This is a genomic window from Kitasatospora sp. NPDC040550 (assembly GCF_055594965.1).
Genome location: NZ_JBVIWC010000020.1, coordinates 124,956 through 140,511, shown reverse-complemented (window position 1 = coordinate 140,511; position 15,556 = coordinate 124,956). Strand labels below are relative to the sequence as shown.

Genomic DNA, 15,556 nt, shown 5'->3' with positions numbered 1-15,556 from the left:
TTCAGGGGTGCATGTGGGGGCTTGAGGCCGGCCGGAATGCCCGGCCGGTAGAGGGCGTCCCCGCACCCGCCGAGGGGCGCGGGGGAGTGTGCGGGCTACAGACGGACGGTCTGGCCCTGGTCCTCGACCCGGTCGGGGTCCGCCTGGGGGTCGTCGGCGTACTCGGCGACGTGGTGCGAGAGCTCGTGGCGCAGCTCGGTCGCCTGGATGGGGTCGAGGGAATCGAGGGGGCGGGCGACGAACTCGGCCCCGTACTCGTAGTCGTCGACCCGGTAGTACCCAAAGCCACCCCGGTCCACGGTCTCCGCCCGGTTGCCGTACAGCTCGTGGACGAGTTCGCGGATGGTGTCGAGCTGGTCGGCGGCGGTCAGCATCACGGCGGGCATGAGGTCTCCTCGACTCGGTGGTTCGTGGTGGCCGTCCCGGGGTTTGCCCTCCCCGTTCCGACATGTACTAATCTACCCTCACAGGAAAGGTGTGTCAACCTTCCCGGCGCTTTCCGGGCGGGAAATCGAGAGACTCAATGGCCGCGCACAAGGTGATAGGTCCCGGCTCCGGCATAAATGGGGATGACACCGCCGTCGTTTATCCAGTTGACCGCGAGCGACTGCGCTACGGCCTCGATGTGATCGCGCCAAAGCTGCGGCACCCCCTCGGCGCCGTGGTCGGTCAGATAGTCGAGCGCGTATTCAGCGACGGCCGATTCCGGGTCAAGGTTCCATTCAGTCGTCCTGATGTATCCATCCTGGCACTTCTCCGTGAGATCTTCGGCGCTCACCTTCTCGTGGAAGTACCTGACGACTTCGGCGGGGTAATGGTCCAGGGCTTCGGCGATGAGGACCAGATCTTCAATGCTTTCGGTTTCCCGCAGCTCGATTCCGCCGAATCCTTCGAAATCGTGAATCGCGTACTCTTCCGCTCCTCCCTGCGGAGAGGCCCTGAGTACGGCGTCTATTTCGCCATAAACGTCGTCTGCATCGCCGTGGATCGCTATCCACTTTCCGTGGAGCCGTCCGGCGTTGTAGTCGGAAAGGGAGGCGACATAGATGGCATTCACGGAAAACGTCCTTACCTTGGGGTGCCAGTGCGGGCGGGGCGGGCGGCCCTGCGCGGGCCGCCCGGCGGCGTTTAACCGACGACGCGCATTCCGATCAGGCGCGGGCTGTCGTCCATCACGCCGCACCAGTCGTGCGCGCAGTCGGCGCACAGATGCGGGCAGCCGCAGGTGTCGCGGTTGAAGTCTGAGATGTGCCAGCCCTGGTCGTAGGCGGCCCAGGCCCCTTCGTCGGCGTCGTCGGGGAATCCCGAGTCGGCCCGGCAGTCCTCACGTGCGCACTGGATGCGGTCGTACTCTTCGAGCTGCGGCGCGACCGCGATCTGCGCGGGCGGGGCCTCGGTGAGGACGGCGACCATGGGACGACTCCTTGGATCGGTGGATCGTGGCGGCCGGCCCGGGGTTTGCCCTCCCCGTTCCGACGTGTACTAGTTTACCATTGCGGTGACCTTTGCACAATCTCTGAACAGCGACTTTTCCCCGATTTCGGCGCCATCGTCCGGGGTGGAGCAGGCGCGGAGCGGCTGTGTGCCTCTACGGAGCACCCCCGTCAGCCCGGCCGCCGGGGGACGGCCGAAGCCCCTACGAGCGGATACCCGCCGACCTTTCTTCCTCCCGCCCCGGCAAAGGTAGTTCCAGGCCGCGCGGGCCTGGCGGTCAAGCGCGGGAAGGAGTACCGGAGCCGGTATAGCGACGTAGGAGCGGGCCGGCGAGGACACGGACTGGAGCGCTTGAGGGCCAGGCCCGCGCGGCCACAATCAGAAAGCCGGGGATGGAGGTAGACCCCGGTGCCGGCCGGAGCGCAGCGAAGGTTGGCGCCGGGGAGCAGCGCCCGGCGCCAGCCGGGCTCCGCCCGGGGCGGAGCCCCCGGCCCGTGCTTCTCCCCCCGCCGACAGCGGATCCCCCGCGGGGGACGCCAGGCTGCACCGAGCTGGCCGGGTCGTGGGCGGCACCCGGCGCGGTGGGGCCGGGTCAGCCTTCGCCCGCGGCGGCTAGGTGAACGAGGAGCCGAGGTCCGCGGCGTGCCTGAGCGGTTCGGGCGCTCGGCCTGATGCGGGGGCCTGTCGGTTACGCGGCAGCGTGCTCGGTGCCCGGGAGGAGGGCGCGGAGGGTCTCGACCCGCTGGGAGGTCCTGACCCGGGCGGCCCGGGTCTCGTTGAGGGTCTGGTCCAGCTGGTGCAGCTCCTTGGTGTACCTCTCCAGGTAGGTGGCGGCGGCGATGCGGCGTCCTGCGGCTTCGAGGGCTTCTCGGTCGGGTCGGGCTCGCCAGTGGGCGACGACTGCGCCGAGCACGGCCGCGGCGTGCCGGCCGGTGGCGGGGGGCAGGGGAATCGCGTTGGAGTTCTTGTTCCGCCGGAAGGTTGGTACCCGGGCGCCGGCGTCGACGTCTTCGAAGAACACGCGGGTCAGGCTGGCGAGCGCGATCCCGTTGATCGTCAGCGGGTCTTCTCGTCGGTGGGCAGGGGTTGCGGGTTCTGTGCCGAAGAGGACCAGGAGGTCGACCGTCCGCGGGCGGGGTGACTCGGTGGGGTCCGCGAGGAGGGTTCCCGGGGAGAGGACTGCGTGACCGTGGACGTGGGGAGCGCGGAGCTTGTACGTGCTGCTGCCGTCGGCCGGGTTGGTGGTGATGTCCATTCGGAGCAGGCCGTACTGGCCGAGATGCTCCTCATGGTGCATGGTCTGAGGAGGTTCGAGGGTGATGATCATGGTGTCCTTGCTCTCGGTGGGCAGCGGGGCGGCCCGGCGTGGGGCGGGCGGTGGCGTGCGCGGTCCTGGCTGCTCGATGCCGCCGGAACCGCGGCTGGCGGACGGGCCGGGGCCTTACCGCTCTCGCGGAGCGGCGTGCTGGGGCTCGAGGTCCCAGGGCAGCCCTTGGCAGTCGACTCGGACCGTGTCCGGTACGGCGTCGTCCAGCGCACCGCCGGGGCTGAGGGCGTACACGACGGTCACGCGGAGGGCGGCGCCGGTGTGGTTGCGCAGCCGGCCGTTGAGCAGAGCGGCGATGTCCTGGGGTGTCGCGCGGTCGAGGGGGACGTATTGCCCCGTGATGCACTCGGTGCAGCCGCAGCCGGGCGGGTCGACGGCTATCAGGGTGGGCATGACGGTTTGGGCCTTTCGGGATTCCGCGCTGCCGCCGCGGTGCCGGGGGCGGCGGGCGGGAGCGGGGCGTGCGCGGGCGGGGCGGCTCGATGCCGCCGCGCTCGCGGCTGCCGCGCTGGCGGGCGCCCGGCCTCCGGCGGTCGGGACTGCGGCCGGGGCCGGGAGGTGAAGCCGGTGGTCAGTTCTCCTGGTGGAGCCGCATCTGCCACACGGGGTGGTGGACGGGGACGCGGCAGGAGGCACTGGCGGCGCTGTGGTCGGGGCGGACTTCGAGCCGGATGTCCGGGCGCTGGTCGGGGGTGCAGCGCTCCCGGGCCCTGATGGGGACGAGATAGCCGTTTTCGTAGACGTTGACGGGGGCGTAGGAGGTGTCCGGGCAGAGCGTGAGCATCTCGGTGCCGGACTCGGTCACGACGAACCACCACGTGGAGGTGGTGGTGCGGTCGCTGGGGACGCGAAGGGGAAGGTGGCGGGCGGGCTGGGGGCGGGTGGCGGTCGCCTGCATGGGCGGCGGGCCTTTCTCTTCGACGTGCTGCGGTGGGCCGCGTACGGCGGCGGGGGCCGGCGGCGGTGGGCGCGCGCGGGCGCGGCGGCTCGATGCCGCCGTGATCGCGGCCCCGGCCCGGGGAGCCCGGCCCGTCCGGGGTGGGGTGGTCGGACGGGCCGGGCGGGTGCCGCTCCGGGATGGGGTGGGGGCCGTGTCCCGGAGCGGCGGTCTTGGGGTTACGCGCTGGCCGCGAGGCTCATGGCGGTGAGGGCCTGGCCCTCCAGCTCGAAGGCCGCGTCCGCGTCGTCGAGCGTCTGGGCGGTGGCGGTGATGGCCTGCATGAGGCCGCCCGCCGTGGTCTGGCCGCCCTGGATGAAGTGGGTCAGGATCGACTCACGGAGCCCGTCCGTGAACTTGAGCTTCTTGGAGACGACTTCGATCGTCTTGACGGGGTCGGTGATCGGGCGGCCCGCTTCCTTCTCAATCTGGGTCAGCTTGGTCTCGACGTACTCGCGGTCAAGGAAGGTGGCGACGGCGTCGCGGGCCTGGGCGGTGATCAGTTCGAGGTTCTTGGTCTCGGTGTCGCCGGACCAGCGGATGACGCCTTCGTCCAGCTTGGCGCCGAGGTGGACGGCTCGCAGGGCGTCCTTCTGGATGGTCATGCCGTTCTCGCACACCTTGACGGTGATGCGGGGGGTGATGGTGAACGCGCCCGCGCCCACCTCGGAGTTGGCGATCACGAATCCGGCGCTGACGATGGGCAGCTCGTCGCCGGTCTGGCCAGTGAAGGGGGAGCGGTAGCCGCGCAGGAGGGTGGGGGCGAGCACCTTGATGTGCTCGGACTCGACGCGGACGATCATGCGGCGCTCGGTGAGGTCGCACCCGGTGATACGGACGTCGTGGCCGGATGCCTTCACGCCGCTGAGCGCGGCCAGGAGGACGTCGAAGTTGTCGATCATCTTGTAGCTGTCGGAGAGGAAGGCGCGGAGGACGCCTTCGCCGCCCTGGTGGCCGGTGAAGCCGCGCAGGAGGAACTTGCGGGCGGGGTCTTCGGCGAGCCACCCCATGACGTTCGCGTCGTACAGGTCGACCTTTTCGGCGCGCATCCGGCGCAGGTAGGCGAGCGGGATGCCGAGCTTGGAGGCGATGCCCTCGTCGGCGACGGTGGTGGGGCGGTAGGTCCCGTCGGCGATGGTGACGCCGGTGTCGGTGAGGATGGGGGAGAGGCCCTGGACGTTGAGGTTGCCGCCCTGGAAGGTGAGGGCGGAGGCAGGGGCGACCATGTCGATCTTGGCGTCCTGCTGCCGCTTGAGGATCTGCGCAAGGTCGGGGAGGTCCGCGTTCCGGGCGTTCGACGCGGCGTCGGTCGGGATGACGACGGCGGCGCGGCGGGTGAACTGCTCGGCGGTCTCGATGGCCATGGTGCGCTCCTTGTGAGGCTGGTCTGTGGCGGCCGGCCCGGGGTTTGCCCTCCCCGTTCCGACATGTATTAATTTACCTCACTGGGGGAGTCGGCGCAACTCCTGACCAGCGATTTCGCCGGTTTTTTCGGCAGGTTTCTGCGGCCCGCAGACTGCGCCCCCGTGTGAGCGGGGTGTCCCTCCGGTCGGTCGGCGGCGCGGTGGTGCCGCGCCCGGCCGGGGCCGCTGGCCTCGCGCAGCGACCGCGCAGCGGCTTGGGCTAGTGGTCCCGGCCGGGTGTGGCAGGGTTCGGACGTCGATCGGCCGGAGGGACACCCCGCGCCCCGCCCCTTCACCCCCCACGTGCCGCTGTCGAACACGGGGCCCTCCCCCCCTCTGGGAGTGAGGCCGGGGTCCGGGGCGGAGCCCCGCGTTCGACAGCACGGTGGCCGGCGCCCGCTCGGCCGCGCCCCGGCTCAGGCCCCGCCCGCGGGCGGCATGTCGTCGTAGGCGGCCCCGATCTCGGCGGGGAGGAAGACCCACGGGATCTCTCCGGGGTACAGGACGCGGGCGATCCGGCTGGGCCGCCACGCTCCGGTGTCGCCGGTCCGGCTCATGGTCGGGCCCAGGTAGGTGATCGGCTCGCCGAACGGGTCCGTGACCCTGTCGCCGGGCTTGATCTCCCGGCCGGTCCGGGCGTCGCGCAGAATCCGGATCGGCTCGTGCGGCGCGTGCAGCTCGCCCCGCATGGCGTTCCTGGTGATGGTGTACGGGAGTTCGCTTCGGCGCTGGGCGTCGAGCCGGTACTCGTCGAGGGCGGCGCGTCCGGGTTCGGTGATGACCGCGGCCGCGCCCCCGTCGGCCCACTCCAGCCAGCCTCGGCTGACGCACTCGTGGATGTCGTCCGGTCTGAAGACGGCAGGGGCGTCAGGACCTGGCCGGAGCGTGAAGTAGCGCACGGCGCCGTACTCCCGGGCGGCGAAGAGGCGACCGCGGGCCGCAGCGGCGAGGCAGCGGCCCTGGCGGTCGCTGACCCTGCTCTGGACGATGGCCATCCCGTTCACCGCGCCGTGTCCTCGACGAACGTGTGGCGGGCGACGGAGAAGTACGTGCAGCCGTCCGCCGGCGGGTGGACCTTGCAGTGCCAGCATGGCCGGGCATCGGGGTAGGTGGTGACATGGTGATGGCATTGGTACCCCGCATGTGCGCCTTCGGCGCGCAGGTGGGACAGCAGGATCAGCTCGAAGCTCCTGGGCTTCGCCCAGCCGGTGATGCCGCGCTGGGGATGCGGATACTCGGTGTCGCCCCCGGAGAGGACGATGCTGCTGATCGAGACGAGAAGCCTGCCCTGCTCGACGTCGACGGCGTGGATGGAGTACCGGGTGCGGCTCCTTCCCCTGCCGGTCCATGGGGCGTGGGTCGGTCCGTGGGCGTGCCCGAGCACGCTGAGTCCTTCGAGGTTGCTCGGACTCAGCGTCGGTGGCGGGTCCCACAGGGTCTGTCGGCTGCTCACGCGGTCACGCTCCCGGTGACCGCGTGCGCGCGACCATCCGCTTCGGCGGGCTGGCTGATGCGCGCCCGGATCTGCGCGGCGCGGTCGGCGACCTCGTGGGCCGCGGGCATCGGTCCGCCGCGGCCTTCGGCTGCGAGTCGGCGGATGCGGGCAGCCTGCCGCTCCAGGATGCCGGCGGCCAGTTCGAACAGTTCCTCGTCGGCCCCGGCCTGGTGGATGACTTCCCAGCGACCGCCGGTGCCCGGCTGGAAGAGGTTCTTCTCGCGGACCGTCACACTGAGCGCCCGCCCGGCGGGCTGGTCATCCTCGGCGAGCTGGACGAGGTAGTGGAACTGCACGTCGGCCCCGGGCCTGAGAAAGGTCATCCGGTCGCGCGTCTCGTCCTCGCCGAGCACGTACGGCACTCGCTCGGCGGCCCAACCTCGGAAGAGTTCGGCACTGGGCGCCTGGTCGGTCTCGCGAGCCACGTGGACGAAGTCCGCGAGCGCAGGCAGGAAGGTGCTGGGGCTCAGCCAGGGGTTGCGCTGCAGGAGCGCAGGCAACTCGTTCTTGGGCTGGTGCCATTCGACGATGGCTCGGGCTCCCATCGGGATTCCTCCTTGGGCTGGTGGTTGTGGTGCGCCGGTCCGGGTTCGCCCTCCCGGACCGGCGAAGTCGCTGCGTCCCCGGTGGTGCGGGGGCGCGCTGGACTCAGGGGTAGGTCGGGTTCACGTACTTCTCGGTCGGAGGTGCGGCAGTGCCGGCTTCGAGCGGGAGGTATTCGTGAGCTCCCGTGACGTTGTAGGTGCAGCGGCTGCTGTCCGGGTAGGCGTAGATCAGCTCGGTTCCCCGGTAGACCCGGTGCCATCGGAAGGACCATCGGACGGCGAAGTAGCTGCCTTCGTCGACCTCGACGGTGCCGATCTCGCCGACCGAGTATTCGGTGTACGGCCCGGGGGTGAACTTGTCCTGGATGAGCATGCCGACCTTGAGGTCGCGGGCCGCGACGGCGGGCAGGCCCGTGGCCAGGCAGGCTTCGCAGGGGCCGTTGGCGTGAGGCTGGTGCAGCATGAGCGCAACTCCTTGGAGGAAGGCGGCGTGTGGTGACCGATCCGGGGCTTGCCCTCCCCGTTTCGACGTATACTAATTTACCCATCTGGGGTGAGGCTGTCAACTTCCGCTTCCGGCCCCTTTGTCGACGGCGCGACCCCGAACCCCCAACTCGCCGATACGCTCGACCGACGACATTCGAGGGGGAAGCATGGAACTGCACGCGACCCGCGGCGGCACGGCCAAGACATCGAGCGCGACCGGCGGGATCATCCCGGGCGACGGAGTCGCGCCCGCGCGGCTCGTCGCCCAGCCCCAGCCGGCGTACGGCGCCGTCGTCCTGGACCTTCCCGCGGGCGAGCCGGTCCCGACCGACCTGGCCCTGATCGACGAGATCATGAGGGCGACGGACCGAGCGGACGGCCGCTGACAGCCCCGTCCGACCCGGAAGGCCGGGGCCGGATCCACGGGCCGGACCATGCCGGCGGAACCGCTCACGCGACAGCGCACCGGCTGAGAGCCGGGCCGGGCACCGGCTCTCAGCCGGTGCGGCGGCTCCGCCTTCGGCGGGGCCCTACGACTGCGGCGCGCACGTGACGCAGTCCTCGACATCGCACCCAAGGCGGCGGCGCCCCTTCGGCAGGCAGTCGGCAGCGAGCTGCGGCTCGAAGTCCAGATCCCGCTCGACGAAGTTGGGCAGCCCCGTGGTGGAGCGGTGTGACTCCAGGGCAGGGAGGTCGATGTAGCCCCACTCGCCCTGCGTGTCGTCGGCGCCGAGCCGGGCCCAGCCGAACGCCTCCCCGCTGGCCGGATCGAACTCGGCCACGTACCAGTCGCCCCACGCGGCGAAGTAGTGCGCGTGGATCGTCTTGTGCTCGCACGGGATGCCGTCCGTGGCATAGATCGCAGGGACGTCCCGCAGGACCTCGCTCGGCGGGTAGAAGTCGTGTCCGCGCTCGCGCCGCCAGACCTCCGGCGTGAGGATCTGGTCGGACTGGGTGGCGGGCACGTGCTGCTCGGTCATAGAGGTCCCCTGGGTCGAGGCGGCTTGTGGTGGTCTCGTCACGCCGGGGTTTGCCCTCCCCTTCATGACGTGTACTAATTTACCCCATCTGGGGATGAAGGGCAACCTGCTCACCGACCAGGGGATCCCCCTTCGGGCGATCCGACGCCTTGAGTGAGGGGAGACGGGCGGCCACCGCCCCGTTTGCGAGGTGCCTCACGCGGTGCCGCACCTCGTACTCCACCGAGCGGGCCGCGGGCGACCTGCCGGTGACCCTCCCTTCGGCTCCGCAGGGCCCGAGGGAGCTCCGCTCCCTCTCGGCGGGTGCGCGGTCGCACGACGGACGGCGCGCTCGTGCCTACGGTGGAAAGGTGACTACCCCCCTGTCCGACTCCCGGCCGGCGCCGATCCGGATCCTGCTGCCCGACGGCGAACAGGAGATCGTCGGGCGCCTCCACGCCCGGCGGCAGCTGCCCGACGGCTGGCTCTACCTCGTTTCGATCCCGGTCTACAGGACCACCGAGGACGGCGGCATCGAAGCTGCGGAGTACCGGATGTGGCTGCGTCCCCAAGAGCACCTTCGCCCCGTCGACGGGGCGGCGTACGACTCCATCCCCATCGAGCGCCTGGCCCCGCCACCCCTCGTCGAGCAGATCCTCGGGCCCCGCCGGCCCTCCGGATGGGTGCTGCAGAAGCTCGGCGGCCGCCGAGGACCGGCCCAGGGCGTCGTGCACGCCGTCGACTGCGCCGAAGCCCCGGAGGGAGTCCCCGTTCTGACGTGGGAGCAGGCGCTCGACGCTGCCGAGCGCCCGGGCGTCCGGCTCTGCTCCCTGTGTGCGGCAGCCGAGCTCGACCCCGTCCTCAAGGGCTTCGACGAAGGATTCGGCGAGCGAGCGGGCCTTGAGGACGACCCCTACGACTGGGGGGCGTAACCGGGCTGTCCGAGGTTGGGCCGGCCGAGGCGCGACGGGCGCGCCGCGCGCCCCGTCTCGTGCCGGGCAGAGGACCGCAGTACCGCGTCGAACGCGTAGCCCAGTCAGCCGTCGCTCTGGCAGGCGTCGCACGGGCTGAGCTCGTCTTCACCAGCGGGGCGCCCGCAGGCGCACGTGCCGCACGACCACCGGAAGCCAGCGGCGTGGACGCGTCCTTGGACCTCGTTGAAGAAGTCGGCGCCGGAGGCGTCGGGCTTCGACAGTTCCTCCAGGACGATGCGGGTGACGTCGAAGGGGTTGAGGGTGCCCGTCCGGCGGGCGGCGAGGTCAGCGCTCGCCAGGAGCGTGCGCGACGCCGCGCCGGCGAGGCGCTTCGTCGCTGCGGACAGGAGGTTCGGCATTGGATGTCCGTGGGGTCGGGGATGACGCCCCAGGGCGCCGAGTCAGTGCGGCACCCTGGAGCGGGGGCGGCGTCAGGCTCCGAGCAGGGCGGCCGAGTTGAGCCGCGTCGTGATCTCATCGAATCGCCTTCCGCACGGGAGGCAGAGCCAGGCGCTGATGATCGCGCCGTTCAGGGCCACGCGGGAGTGGCGCTTGAGCGCTTCGGGGCGGCGGCAGTCGTCGCAGTGGTTCGTCATGGCACTCCTTGTGCGGATGGGGCCTGTGGTGGACGGCCGGGGCTTGCCCTCCCCGGTTCCGACATTAACTAATTTACCTTACTTGTCGATGGTGATCAACCCCGTCCGGAGGTCACTCCACGGACACAGGAGTCTCAGCGCCTCGCGGGCCGTGGCCTGCACGTCGAGTTCGTACACGCCGAGCTCGTCGTCGCTGCGCGCGCAGTGATCAGCCCAGTCCTCATACGGGTGCCGAGCGAGGTCGGCGAGAGGTTCCGCGACCTGGTCGAAGTGCAGTCCGTCCAGGTCGAGGCGGGCTCCGTCGTCCGTCGTCATGTGCAGAACGACGAGAGTGTCCGGGTCTGCGCCGACTTCGACGGTGACGGTCCGGGCGCGGCGGTGGCCGTCTCCGGTCTCCCGGGCCTGGAGGTCGGCGGCGTGGGTGATCGCAGCGACCAGGAAGGCGCACCGGACCTTGGGGTCCTGTGCCGCCTGGGCCCGGCCGAGAAGGGCGCTGTACGTCGGGAACATCTGTGTCTCCGCGGGTTGGTCTGGAGGGGGACTCGGGGTCGGCTCCGGCCGCCTCGGCGGTGCGGGGAGGCCGTCAGGTGGCCACGCCGGTGCATTGGCACTGGCAGGCGCAGCTGTCGCACGGGCGGCAGTCGTCGACGGTGGGGCATTGGCAGGTGCAGTGCCTGAGGGTGCAGCCGGCCTGGTGGACCCGCACGGCGCCGGGGTCTCGGAGGACCGCGAGGGCGCCGAGGACGGCGTTCATGGTGAGGCCGGGGAAGTGGAGAGCGACCGTTCCGTCGTCGTCGATGGTCAGCTCGTGTGCCGCCGGTCGCCCGGCCTCGGCCTGGGCGTACCGGCCGGGCTCCGCGGCGGCGATGTCGCTGGTCGGCTCGTTCGTCCCCGCCCTGACCAGGGGGAACCAGTCACGGCCGTGCACGATGTCGGTGATCAGCTGGGCGACGGGAACGGGCAGGGCCTCGGCGCCGAGGTGGAATCCCGGCAGGTCGTCCGGCGCACTTGGCCACAAGGTGATCTTGCCATCCTCGGCGGCGCGGCCCGTGAGGCAGAGCGGGTCTTCCGGGTCCTCGGCGTCGAGCTCGGGGTAGGCGGAGCGGAGCAGGGCGGCCCCGGCGAGGGCGGCGGCGTGCTGTGCTGCGCGCCATGCCGCGTGGGAGGGCCTGAGCTCCTTGGGGAGCCGGGGGGCGACGACAAACACGGGGTTCCTTTTCGGCGGTTGCGGTACGGCCGACTGCCGGGCTCCCGGCGGAGGAGTCGGGAGCCCGGCAGCCGGTCACGTCTGGTGTAGGGAGCGGCGCTGGGCGCGGACTGCGTCGGCGCGAGCGTTCTCAGCGGTGTACCCGCAGTCGCAGCCCGGGCGGCAGTAGGCCCCCGCGGGAGCTCCGCACCCCTCGCACGGCTCCTCGAAGTCGGTGGGCCTGAAGGGCGGCAGCCCTTGGGTGGTCATCGTGTCCTTCCGGGTGGGCGGGGCGCGGCGGCCGTGACGGAGCCGCCGCGCGATCTCTCGGGCTACTTCGTGGGGGCCTCCCCCTTGAGGAAGCACGCGCTGAGAGGGATGCAGTCGATCTCGTGCTCCTTGTCCTCCTCGGGCACCCACTCGTGCTGGCGGAGGCGCCGGGTGGACTCCTCGTCGAGCCGGATGACCGTCTTCTGCCGCCCTCGGGACGGTGCCGAGATGTTGATCAGGGTGCCGCTCAGTCCGGCGAAGTACTTGGGCCGGATGCGCGCGACGGTGATCTCGTCGCCGACCTTCAGCATCGTCACGCGCAGCGTTTCCAGCGCCTCCCGCCGCTTCTTGGTGGCCGGGAAGAGCGCGTCGAGGTGGCTGTCGTTCGCGTGCTGCGCGAGGAAGTCGTTGACGGCGTCAGCGGTGAGTCCCATCACGGTGGGCTCCTTTCGAGTGGGCGGGCTTCAGGCCGGGTAGCAGCCGGAGGCTGCGAGGCGGGTGAGGGTGTACTCCTTCTCGCCTTCCGGGACATGCCGGAAGTTCGCGAGCCGCCGGGTGGACTCCTCGTCGAGGCGTACGGCGGCGTAGGCCGCCTTCCGCGGCTGGCGGTCGACGTGGACGACCTCGCCCGTCAGTCCGTTGAGGCGGGCGTCCTTGTAGGAGTCGAGCCGGACCTTCTGCCCCGGCGCGAGGTTCTTCGCGCGTTCCTTGCTCAGGGAGCTGCGCCGCTTCCTGGCAGTGTCCTCGAAGCGCTCCAGGTCAACGTCGGTGGCCTGGCTGCGGACGAACGCGAGTACGTCGTCGAACGTGATGGTGCTGGCCTCCATGGCCTTCCTTTCCGGGAGGGGGGCGGGGCCGGGCCTTCCCGGCCCCGGTGGCGGATCAGCCGAGATCGATCAGGAACCCGTACACGTCGGCCTCGGTGAGCGGGGCCGCCCAGGTCGTGTGACGGCACCGGGGACGGGGACCTCCCTGCGGCTCCGGCGTGTCCGGTCCGGTGTCCGGCCCGTAGTGGGCCAGCAGGATCGCGGCGATGAGGTCGAGCGGGTGAAGGTGAACGGGCTCCGGCTCGGGGGCGGTGCGCTCGGTCACGACGACGTGCAGCTGGACGATGGGGCCTTCGGCCCGGTGTGAGGTCACGAGATTCCTTGGTTCGTGGTCTGTGGTGTCCGGCCCGGGGCTTGCCCTCCCCGTTCCGACGTGTACTAATTTACTCTACTGAGGTCCTGGCGTCAACTCCCGTTTGCGAGACTCGTTCAGGCTTCTGACCATTCCGGCGACGGCGTTGGCCTGATCAGCCGTCAAGCCCGGAAGATCCAGGGAGACACCCGCCCCGCCTCCCTCAACGACCGCCTCGACGGAGCCGCCGTTGATGTATGCGCATCGGACGGTGGTCTGCCCGCTGCGGGGGGAGTCCGGCACGACCACGACGGTCGCAGCAGGGGTCTCGAGCGTCTCGGCAAGGCCCTGCGCGACTCGGGCACGCGCGCGGCGCTCGGCGCGCTCGGCCCCTACGAGCGCCTGGTGCTGGGCGCGTGCGGCCTCGTACTGAGGGAGGAGCCTGCGGCGGATATGTCGGGCGACATGCACGGGATCGCGGTGCGTGACGCCGATCTGAGGGGATGAAGGTCCGTAGCGGACCCTATGGCTGTTCGCAGCCGGCAGGAGGCCGCGCACAAGCCCGGGGAGGAGGACGAGACGCGCTCCGCGGCCGTCGGTCAGTTGGTAGTGGCCGGGCCAGTCCGCGGGCCGGGGTGCCCACTGCGGTCCCAGTTCGGCGGCGACGGCACGTGCAAAATCGGCGTTGGCCTCAGGGTTGGCATGAGTCGGGGTGGACATGGGTGGATGCGCCTTTCGTCGGGACGGCGCCCGGGGCGGCGCGGTGCGCCCCGGGCTCGGTGACCGGGGTTCGGCTACTTCACGCTGTCCACGGCGGCGTTCCGCTCCTCGCCAGTGAAGGTGAACTCACCGGTGCGCGTGCCTCGCGAGACCATTCGGCCAGCCGTCGTGAGGGTGGCCCGCGTCTGCGAGGTGTCGAACCCCAGGGTCGTCGCCTCGGGAACGCCCAGGCTGCCGCCGACCTCGAACGCGTCCTGGTTGGCGCCGAGGAACACCACCGTCCACCCCTGATGCTCCCTGGCTCCGTCAACCAGGTACCGGACCAGGCCGGGGTCGAAGCGCTTGGAGCGGTTGTCCTTGCCGTCGGTGAGGATCACGAGGGTGACCTCGGACGGCTGCTCGGCGGGCGGCAGCGTGGCGATTCGCTGCCCCTCCTGCCACACCGTGGTGCCGACGGCGTCCAGGAGGGCGGTCATGCCGCGCGGCTGGAAGGTGAACTCAGGGATCTCGTCCAGCGGACGGCCGGTGTAGACGGTCTCGATCTCGTCGTCGAACTGCACGAGAGTGACGGTGGTGACGCCGGGCGCCTTGCGCTGCTCGTCGAGGAGCGCGTTCAGTCCGCCCTCGGTGTCCTCTCGGACGCGGTTCATGCTGCCCGAGCGATCGAGGACGACGATCAGGTGCCGACGGTCAGGGGTGGTCATGCGATCTCCTTGGAGCACGGTGGTTCGTGGTGTTCGACCCGGGGCTTGCCCTCCCCGTTTCGACGTGTACTAATCTACCTTTATGAGGTGTGGGTGTCAACTCTCCCTGATTGCGGAGGTCGACCGTTCAGCAAGCTCGCGGCGCCACAGGCGCTCGTCGGCTCGCTTCGCCTCTCGACGGGCCCAGCGGCGCGCACGGCGCCGCCGGGCGCCGCGCTGGCGCGGTCCGGGGTGCCGCTCGTCGGGGAATGCCGGAACGAGGCGATAGTTCAGGACCGCCATGTCTCCTCCTTCTGGGATCCCACCCCGCCGCCGGGGTGGGTCGTTGCTGTGGGGGTAGCCGCGCTCGCGCGAACCCTCAGGCGGCGCCACCCGCGGACCTTCCTGACCGGCGGGCGCGAGGGGGCACCCGGGCGGCTACGACTTGGCGTTCGCGGGAGCAGGAACGGCTTCGACTCGGCAGGTGTGATGGAAGATGCTCTTGCGCGTGGCGAGGACGCCGACCAGGCCGGCCGCCGCAATGCGCACCCCGCACGCGCAGTCCAGCTCCGCGTACGGCGGGGGAGACGGCTGGCGCCGCGCCCAGAAGCGGGGGAAGCGTCGCTCGACAGGGCGGGCGGTGGTGGCGGCGGGCGTCTCGATGTGGGCGCTCACGATGCACTCCTCACGGGTGGTTGTGGTGGTCGACGCGGGGCTTGCCCTCCCCTTCTCGACATGTACTAATTTACTGCACGGGCTGAGGGTTGTCAACCGTGCTGGCTCCCGTGAGCGGGCGACGGCGGGGCCTCCCCCAGAGCCGCAGCACGGTTCGGTAGGCCAAACCGGGAGAACCTGCCTCGTGCAGCTTCCGGTACGCCGCGCGCCGGGCGGCGTCCTCCTTGGCCTCGCCGGTGAGCTGCTGGCTGATGGCGAGCGCGTATCCCAGGTACGCCGCGCCGAGCATCGCGTCGGTGAGGTCGCCGAGGACGGCTTCCTCCGTGGTGTCGTTCCGCTGGGCCGCTCGGTGGACGAGGTGGGCGAGTTCGTCCACGGCCTCGTTCATGGCTTCGGACGGGATGGCGTGGTCGGCAACGAGGGCGGGGAGCTGCGTGTTCATCGGGTTCCTCTTCCGGGTGCTCGTTCGGGTTGGTCGGGTGCGGCGGGTGGTGTGTACGGCCTGATGACCGCGGACCCTTTTTCCCCCGCCCTCCCTGCGCTGTGAGATGTCGGGGGCCGGGCGGCGGAGTGCAGGGGAGGAAGGGAGTACCGCAGCCGGTAGAGCGACGAAGGAGCGGGCCGGCGAGGACACGGACCGGACGACCTTGCACGCAGCCGCCCGGCCCCCAGAATCGAAAAGCAGGGAGGGCGGGGGAAACCCGTACGGACCGCAGCGCAGCGAAGGACCGTACGGAGACAACACGG

General features: G+C 70.9%; 24 protein-coding genes. 2 read left to right on the top strand and 22 right to left on the bottom strand.

The window, feature by feature from the left end:
* Positions 1-95 precede the first annotated feature (95 nt).
* From ACZ58X_RS27315 to ACZ58X_RS27265, 11 genes are all read right to left on the bottom strand, one after another.
* Positions 96-386 carry a hypothetical protein gene (locus ACZ58X_RS27315; RefSeq protein ID WP_470336227.1) on the bottom strand — a complete coding sequence of 97 codons (291 nt, stop codon included), beginning with the start codon at positions 384-386 and terminating at the stop codon, positions 96-98.
* A gap of 134 nt (positions 387-520) precedes the next feature.
* Entirely contained in the window at positions 521-1,057 is a 537-nt protein-coding gene (locus ACZ58X_RS27310; RefSeq protein ID WP_470336226.1) for an antirestriction protein ArdA, read from the bottom strand.
* Positions 1,058-1,128: 71 nt separating this feature from the next.
* Positions 1,129-1,413 (bottom strand): hypothetical protein, encoded by a 285-nt coding sequence (locus ACZ58X_RS27305; protein ID WP_470336225.1) that lies wholly within the window; start codon positions 1,411-1,413, stop codon positions 1,129-1,131.
* A 709-nt stretch (positions 1,414-2,122) separates the two neighbouring features.
* Complete coding sequence (locus ACZ58X_RS27300; protein ID WP_470336224.1) at positions 2,123-2,761, bottom strand: hypothetical protein; 639 nt, start codon at positions 2,759-2,761, stop codon at positions 2,123-2,125.
* Positions 2,762-2,875: 114 nt separating this feature from the next.
* Positions 2,876-3,154, bottom strand: a complete 279-nt coding sequence (locus ACZ58X_RS27295) for a hypothetical protein (protein WP_470336223.1) — start codon at positions 3,152-3,154, stop codon at positions 2,876-2,878.
* Between the two features lie 178 nt (positions 3,155-3,332).
* On the bottom strand, positions 3,333-3,659 hold the full coding sequence (locus ACZ58X_RS27290) for a hypothetical protein (protein WP_470336222.1): 327 nt from the start codon (positions 3,657-3,659) through the stop codon (positions 3,333-3,335).
* 218 nt (positions 3,660-3,877) lie between these two features.
* Positions 3,878-5,062 (bottom strand): DUF932 domain-containing protein, encoded by a 1,185-nt coding sequence (locus ACZ58X_RS27285; protein ID WP_470336221.1) that lies wholly within the window; start codon positions 5,060-5,062, stop codon positions 3,878-3,880.
* Positions 5,063-5,517: 455 nt separating this feature from the next.
* Positions 5,518-6,096 (bottom strand): hypothetical protein, encoded by a 579-nt coding sequence (locus tag ACZ58X_RS27280; RefSeq protein ID WP_470336220.1) that lies wholly within the window; start codon positions 6,094-6,096, stop codon positions 5,518-5,520.
* Between the two features lie 5 nt (positions 6,097-6,101).
* Entirely contained in the window at positions 6,102-6,554 is a 453-nt protein-coding gene (locus ACZ58X_RS27275) for a hypothetical protein (RefSeq protein WP_470336219.1), read from the bottom strand.
* On the bottom strand, positions 6,551-7,141 hold the full coding sequence (locus ACZ58X_RS27270) for a hypothetical protein (RefSeq protein WP_470336218.1): 591 nt from the start codon (positions 7,139-7,141) through the stop codon (positions 6,551-6,553). The genes ACZ58X_RS27275 and ACZ58X_RS27270 overlap by 4 nt, the downstream gene beginning before the upstream one ends.
* A 103-nt stretch (positions 7,142-7,244) precedes the next feature.
* Positions 7,245-7,604, bottom strand: a complete 360-nt coding sequence (locus ACZ58X_RS27265) for a hypothetical protein (protein WP_470336217.1) — start codon at positions 7,602-7,604, stop codon at positions 7,245-7,247.
* A gap of 190 nt (positions 7,605-7,794) precedes the next feature.
* Between ACZ58X_RS27265 and ACZ58X_RS27260 the strand changes: the two genes are divergently transcribed.
* On the top strand, positions 7,795-8,013 hold the full coding sequence (locus tag ACZ58X_RS27260; protein ID WP_470336216.1) for a hypothetical protein: 219 nt from the start codon (positions 7,795-7,797) through the stop codon (positions 8,011-8,013).
* A 144-nt stretch (positions 8,014-8,157) separates the two neighbouring features.
* Here the strand turns inward: ACZ58X_RS27260 and ACZ58X_RS27255 are convergent, their stop codons facing one another.
* A complete protein-coding gene (locus ACZ58X_RS27255; RefSeq protein ID WP_470336215.1) occupies positions 8,158-8,607 on the bottom strand; it encodes a DUF2958 domain-containing protein in 450 nt (149 codons plus the stop codon).
* A 350-nt stretch (positions 8,608-8,957) separates the two neighbouring features.
* Between ACZ58X_RS27255 and ACZ58X_RS27250 the strand changes: the two genes are divergently transcribed.
* On the top strand, positions 8,958-9,518 hold the full coding sequence (locus tag ACZ58X_RS27250) for a DUF6233 domain-containing protein (RefSeq protein WP_470336214.1): 561 nt from the start codon (positions 8,958-8,960) through the stop codon (positions 9,516-9,518).
* Between the two features lie 104 nt (positions 9,519-9,622).
* Here ACZ58X_RS27250 and ACZ58X_RS27245 read toward each other — a convergent pair whose 3' ends face one another.
* The 10 genes from ACZ58X_RS27245 to ACZ58X_RS27200 form a co-directional block, all read right to left on the bottom strand.
* Positions 9,623-9,919: a hypothetical protein gene (locus ACZ58X_RS27245; RefSeq protein ID WP_470336213.1), complete on the bottom strand. Its 297-nt coding sequence runs from the start codon at positions 9,917-9,919 to the stop codon at positions 9,623-9,625.
* A 72-nt stretch (positions 9,920-9,991) separates the two neighbouring features.
* Positions 9,992-10,156: a hypothetical protein gene (locus ACZ58X_RS27240; RefSeq protein ID WP_470336212.1), complete on the bottom strand. Its 165-nt coding sequence runs from the start codon at positions 10,154-10,156 to the stop codon at positions 9,992-9,994.
* 78 nt (positions 10,157-10,234) lie between these two features.
* Positions 10,235-10,666 carry a hypothetical protein gene (locus tag ACZ58X_RS27235; RefSeq protein ID WP_470336211.1) on the bottom strand — a complete coding sequence of 144 codons (432 nt, stop codon included), beginning with the start codon at positions 10,664-10,666 and terminating at the stop codon, positions 10,235-10,237.
* A 73-nt stretch (positions 10,667-10,739) separates the two neighbouring features.
* Positions 10,740-11,363, bottom strand: coding sequence for a hypothetical protein (locus ACZ58X_RS27230; RefSeq protein WP_470336210.1), 624 nt, complete (start codon positions 11,361-11,363; stop codon positions 10,740-10,742).
* A gap of 311 nt (positions 11,364-11,674) precedes the next feature.
* Complete coding sequence (locus ACZ58X_RS27225) at positions 11,675-12,046, bottom strand: hypothetical protein (RefSeq protein WP_470336209.1); 372 nt, start codon at positions 12,044-12,046, stop codon at positions 11,675-11,677.
* Between the two features lie 30 nt (positions 12,047-12,076).
* Complete coding sequence (locus ACZ58X_RS27220) at positions 12,077-12,439, bottom strand: hypothetical protein (protein ID WP_470336208.1); 363 nt, start codon at positions 12,437-12,439, stop codon at positions 12,077-12,079.
* 55 nt (positions 12,440-12,494) lie between these two features.
* Entirely contained in the window at positions 12,495-12,752 is a 258-nt protein-coding gene (locus ACZ58X_RS27215) for a hypothetical protein (protein ID WP_470336207.1), read from the bottom strand.
* 773 nt (positions 12,753-13,525) lie between these two features.
* Positions 13,526-14,155 (bottom strand): VWA domain-containing protein, encoded by a 630-nt coding sequence (locus tag ACZ58X_RS27210; RefSeq protein ID WP_470336206.1) that lies wholly within the window; start codon positions 14,153-14,155, stop codon positions 13,526-13,528.
* Between the two features lie 417 nt (positions 14,156-14,572).
* Entirely contained in the window at positions 14,573-14,809 is a 237-nt protein-coding gene (locus ACZ58X_RS27205; RefSeq protein WP_470336205.1) for a hypothetical protein, read from the bottom strand.
* Between the two features lie 70 nt (positions 14,810-14,879).
* Complete coding sequence (locus ACZ58X_RS27200) at positions 14,880-15,251, bottom strand: hypothetical protein (protein ID WP_470336204.1); 372 nt, start codon at positions 15,249-15,251, stop codon at positions 14,880-14,882.
* Between the last annotated feature and the right edge of the window lie 305 nt (positions 15,252-15,556).

What these genes read in the sequence shown, in the direction of transcription:
- ACZ58X_RS27315 (WP_470336227.1), bottom strand. Translation starts at nt 386, where the DNA reads ATGCCCGCCGTGATGCTGACCGCCGCCGACCAGCTCGACACCATCCGC.
- ACZ58X_RS27305 (WP_470336225.1), bottom strand. Translation starts at nt 1,413, where the DNA reads ATGGTCGCCGTCCTCACCGAGGCCCCGCCCGCGCAGATCGCGGTCGCG.
- ACZ58X_RS27300 (WP_470336224.1), bottom strand. Translation starts at nt 2,761, where the DNA reads ATGATCATCACCCTCGAACCTCCTCAGACCATGCACCATGAGGAGCAT.
- ACZ58X_RS27295 (WP_470336223.1), bottom strand. Translation starts at nt 3,154, where the DNA reads ATGCCCACCCTGATAGCCGTCGACCCGCCCGGCTGCGGCTGCACCGAG.
- ACZ58X_RS27290 (WP_470336222.1), bottom strand. Translation starts at nt 3,659, where the DNA reads ATGCAGGCGACCGCCACCCGCCCCCAGCCCGCCCGCCACCTTCCCCTT.
- ACZ58X_RS27285 (WP_470336221.1), bottom strand. Translation starts at nt 5,062, where the DNA reads ATGGCCATCGAGACCGCCGAGCAGTTCACCCGCCGCGCCGCCGTCGTC.
- ACZ58X_RS27280 (WP_470336220.1), bottom strand. Translation starts at nt 6,096, where the DNA reads ATGGCCATCGTCCAGAGCAGGGTCAGCGACCGCCAGGGCCGCTGCCTC.
- ACZ58X_RS27270 (WP_470336218.1), bottom strand. Translation starts at nt 7,141, where the DNA reads ATGGGAGCCCGAGCCATCGTCGAATGGCACCAGCCCAAGAACGAGTTG.
- ACZ58X_RS27265 (WP_470336217.1), bottom strand. Translation starts at nt 7,604, where the DNA reads ATGCTGCACCAGCCTCACGCCAACGGCCCCTGCGAAGCCTGCCTGGCC.
- ACZ58X_RS27260 (WP_470336216.1), top strand. Translation starts at nt 7,795, where the DNA reads ATGGAACTGCACGCGACCCGCGGCGGCACGGCCAAGACATCGAGCGCG.
- ACZ58X_RS27255 (WP_470336215.1), bottom strand. Translation starts at nt 8,607, where the DNA reads ATGACCGAGCAGCACGTGCCCGCCACCCAGTCCGACCAGATCCTCACG.
- ACZ58X_RS27245 (WP_470336213.1), bottom strand. Translation starts at nt 9,919, where the DNA reads ATGCCGAACCTCCTGTCCGCAGCGACGAAGCGCCTCGCCGGCGCGGCG.
- ACZ58X_RS27240 (WP_470336212.1), bottom strand. Translation starts at nt 10,156, where the DNA reads ATGACGAACCACTGCGACGACTGCCGCCGCCCCGAAGCGCTCAAGCGC.
- ACZ58X_RS27235 (WP_470336211.1), bottom strand. Translation starts at nt 10,666, where the DNA reads ATGTTCCCGACGTACAGCGCCCTTCTCGGCCGGGCCCAGGCGGCACAG.
- ACZ58X_RS27225 (WP_470336209.1), bottom strand. Translation starts at nt 12,046, where the DNA reads ATGGGACTCACCGCTGACGCCGTCAACGACTTCCTCGCGCAGCACGCG.
- ACZ58X_RS27220 (WP_470336208.1), bottom strand. Translation starts at nt 12,439, where the DNA reads ATGGAGGCCAGCACCATCACGTTCGACGACGTACTCGCGTTCGTCCGC.
- ACZ58X_RS27210 (WP_470336206.1), bottom strand. Translation starts at nt 14,155, where the DNA reads ATGACCACCCCTGACCGTCGGCACCTGATCGTCGTCCTCGATCGCTCG.
- ACZ58X_RS27200 (WP_470336204.1), bottom strand. Translation starts at nt 15,251, where the DNA reads ATGAACACGCAGCTCCCCGCCCTCGTTGCCGACCACGCCATCCCGTCC.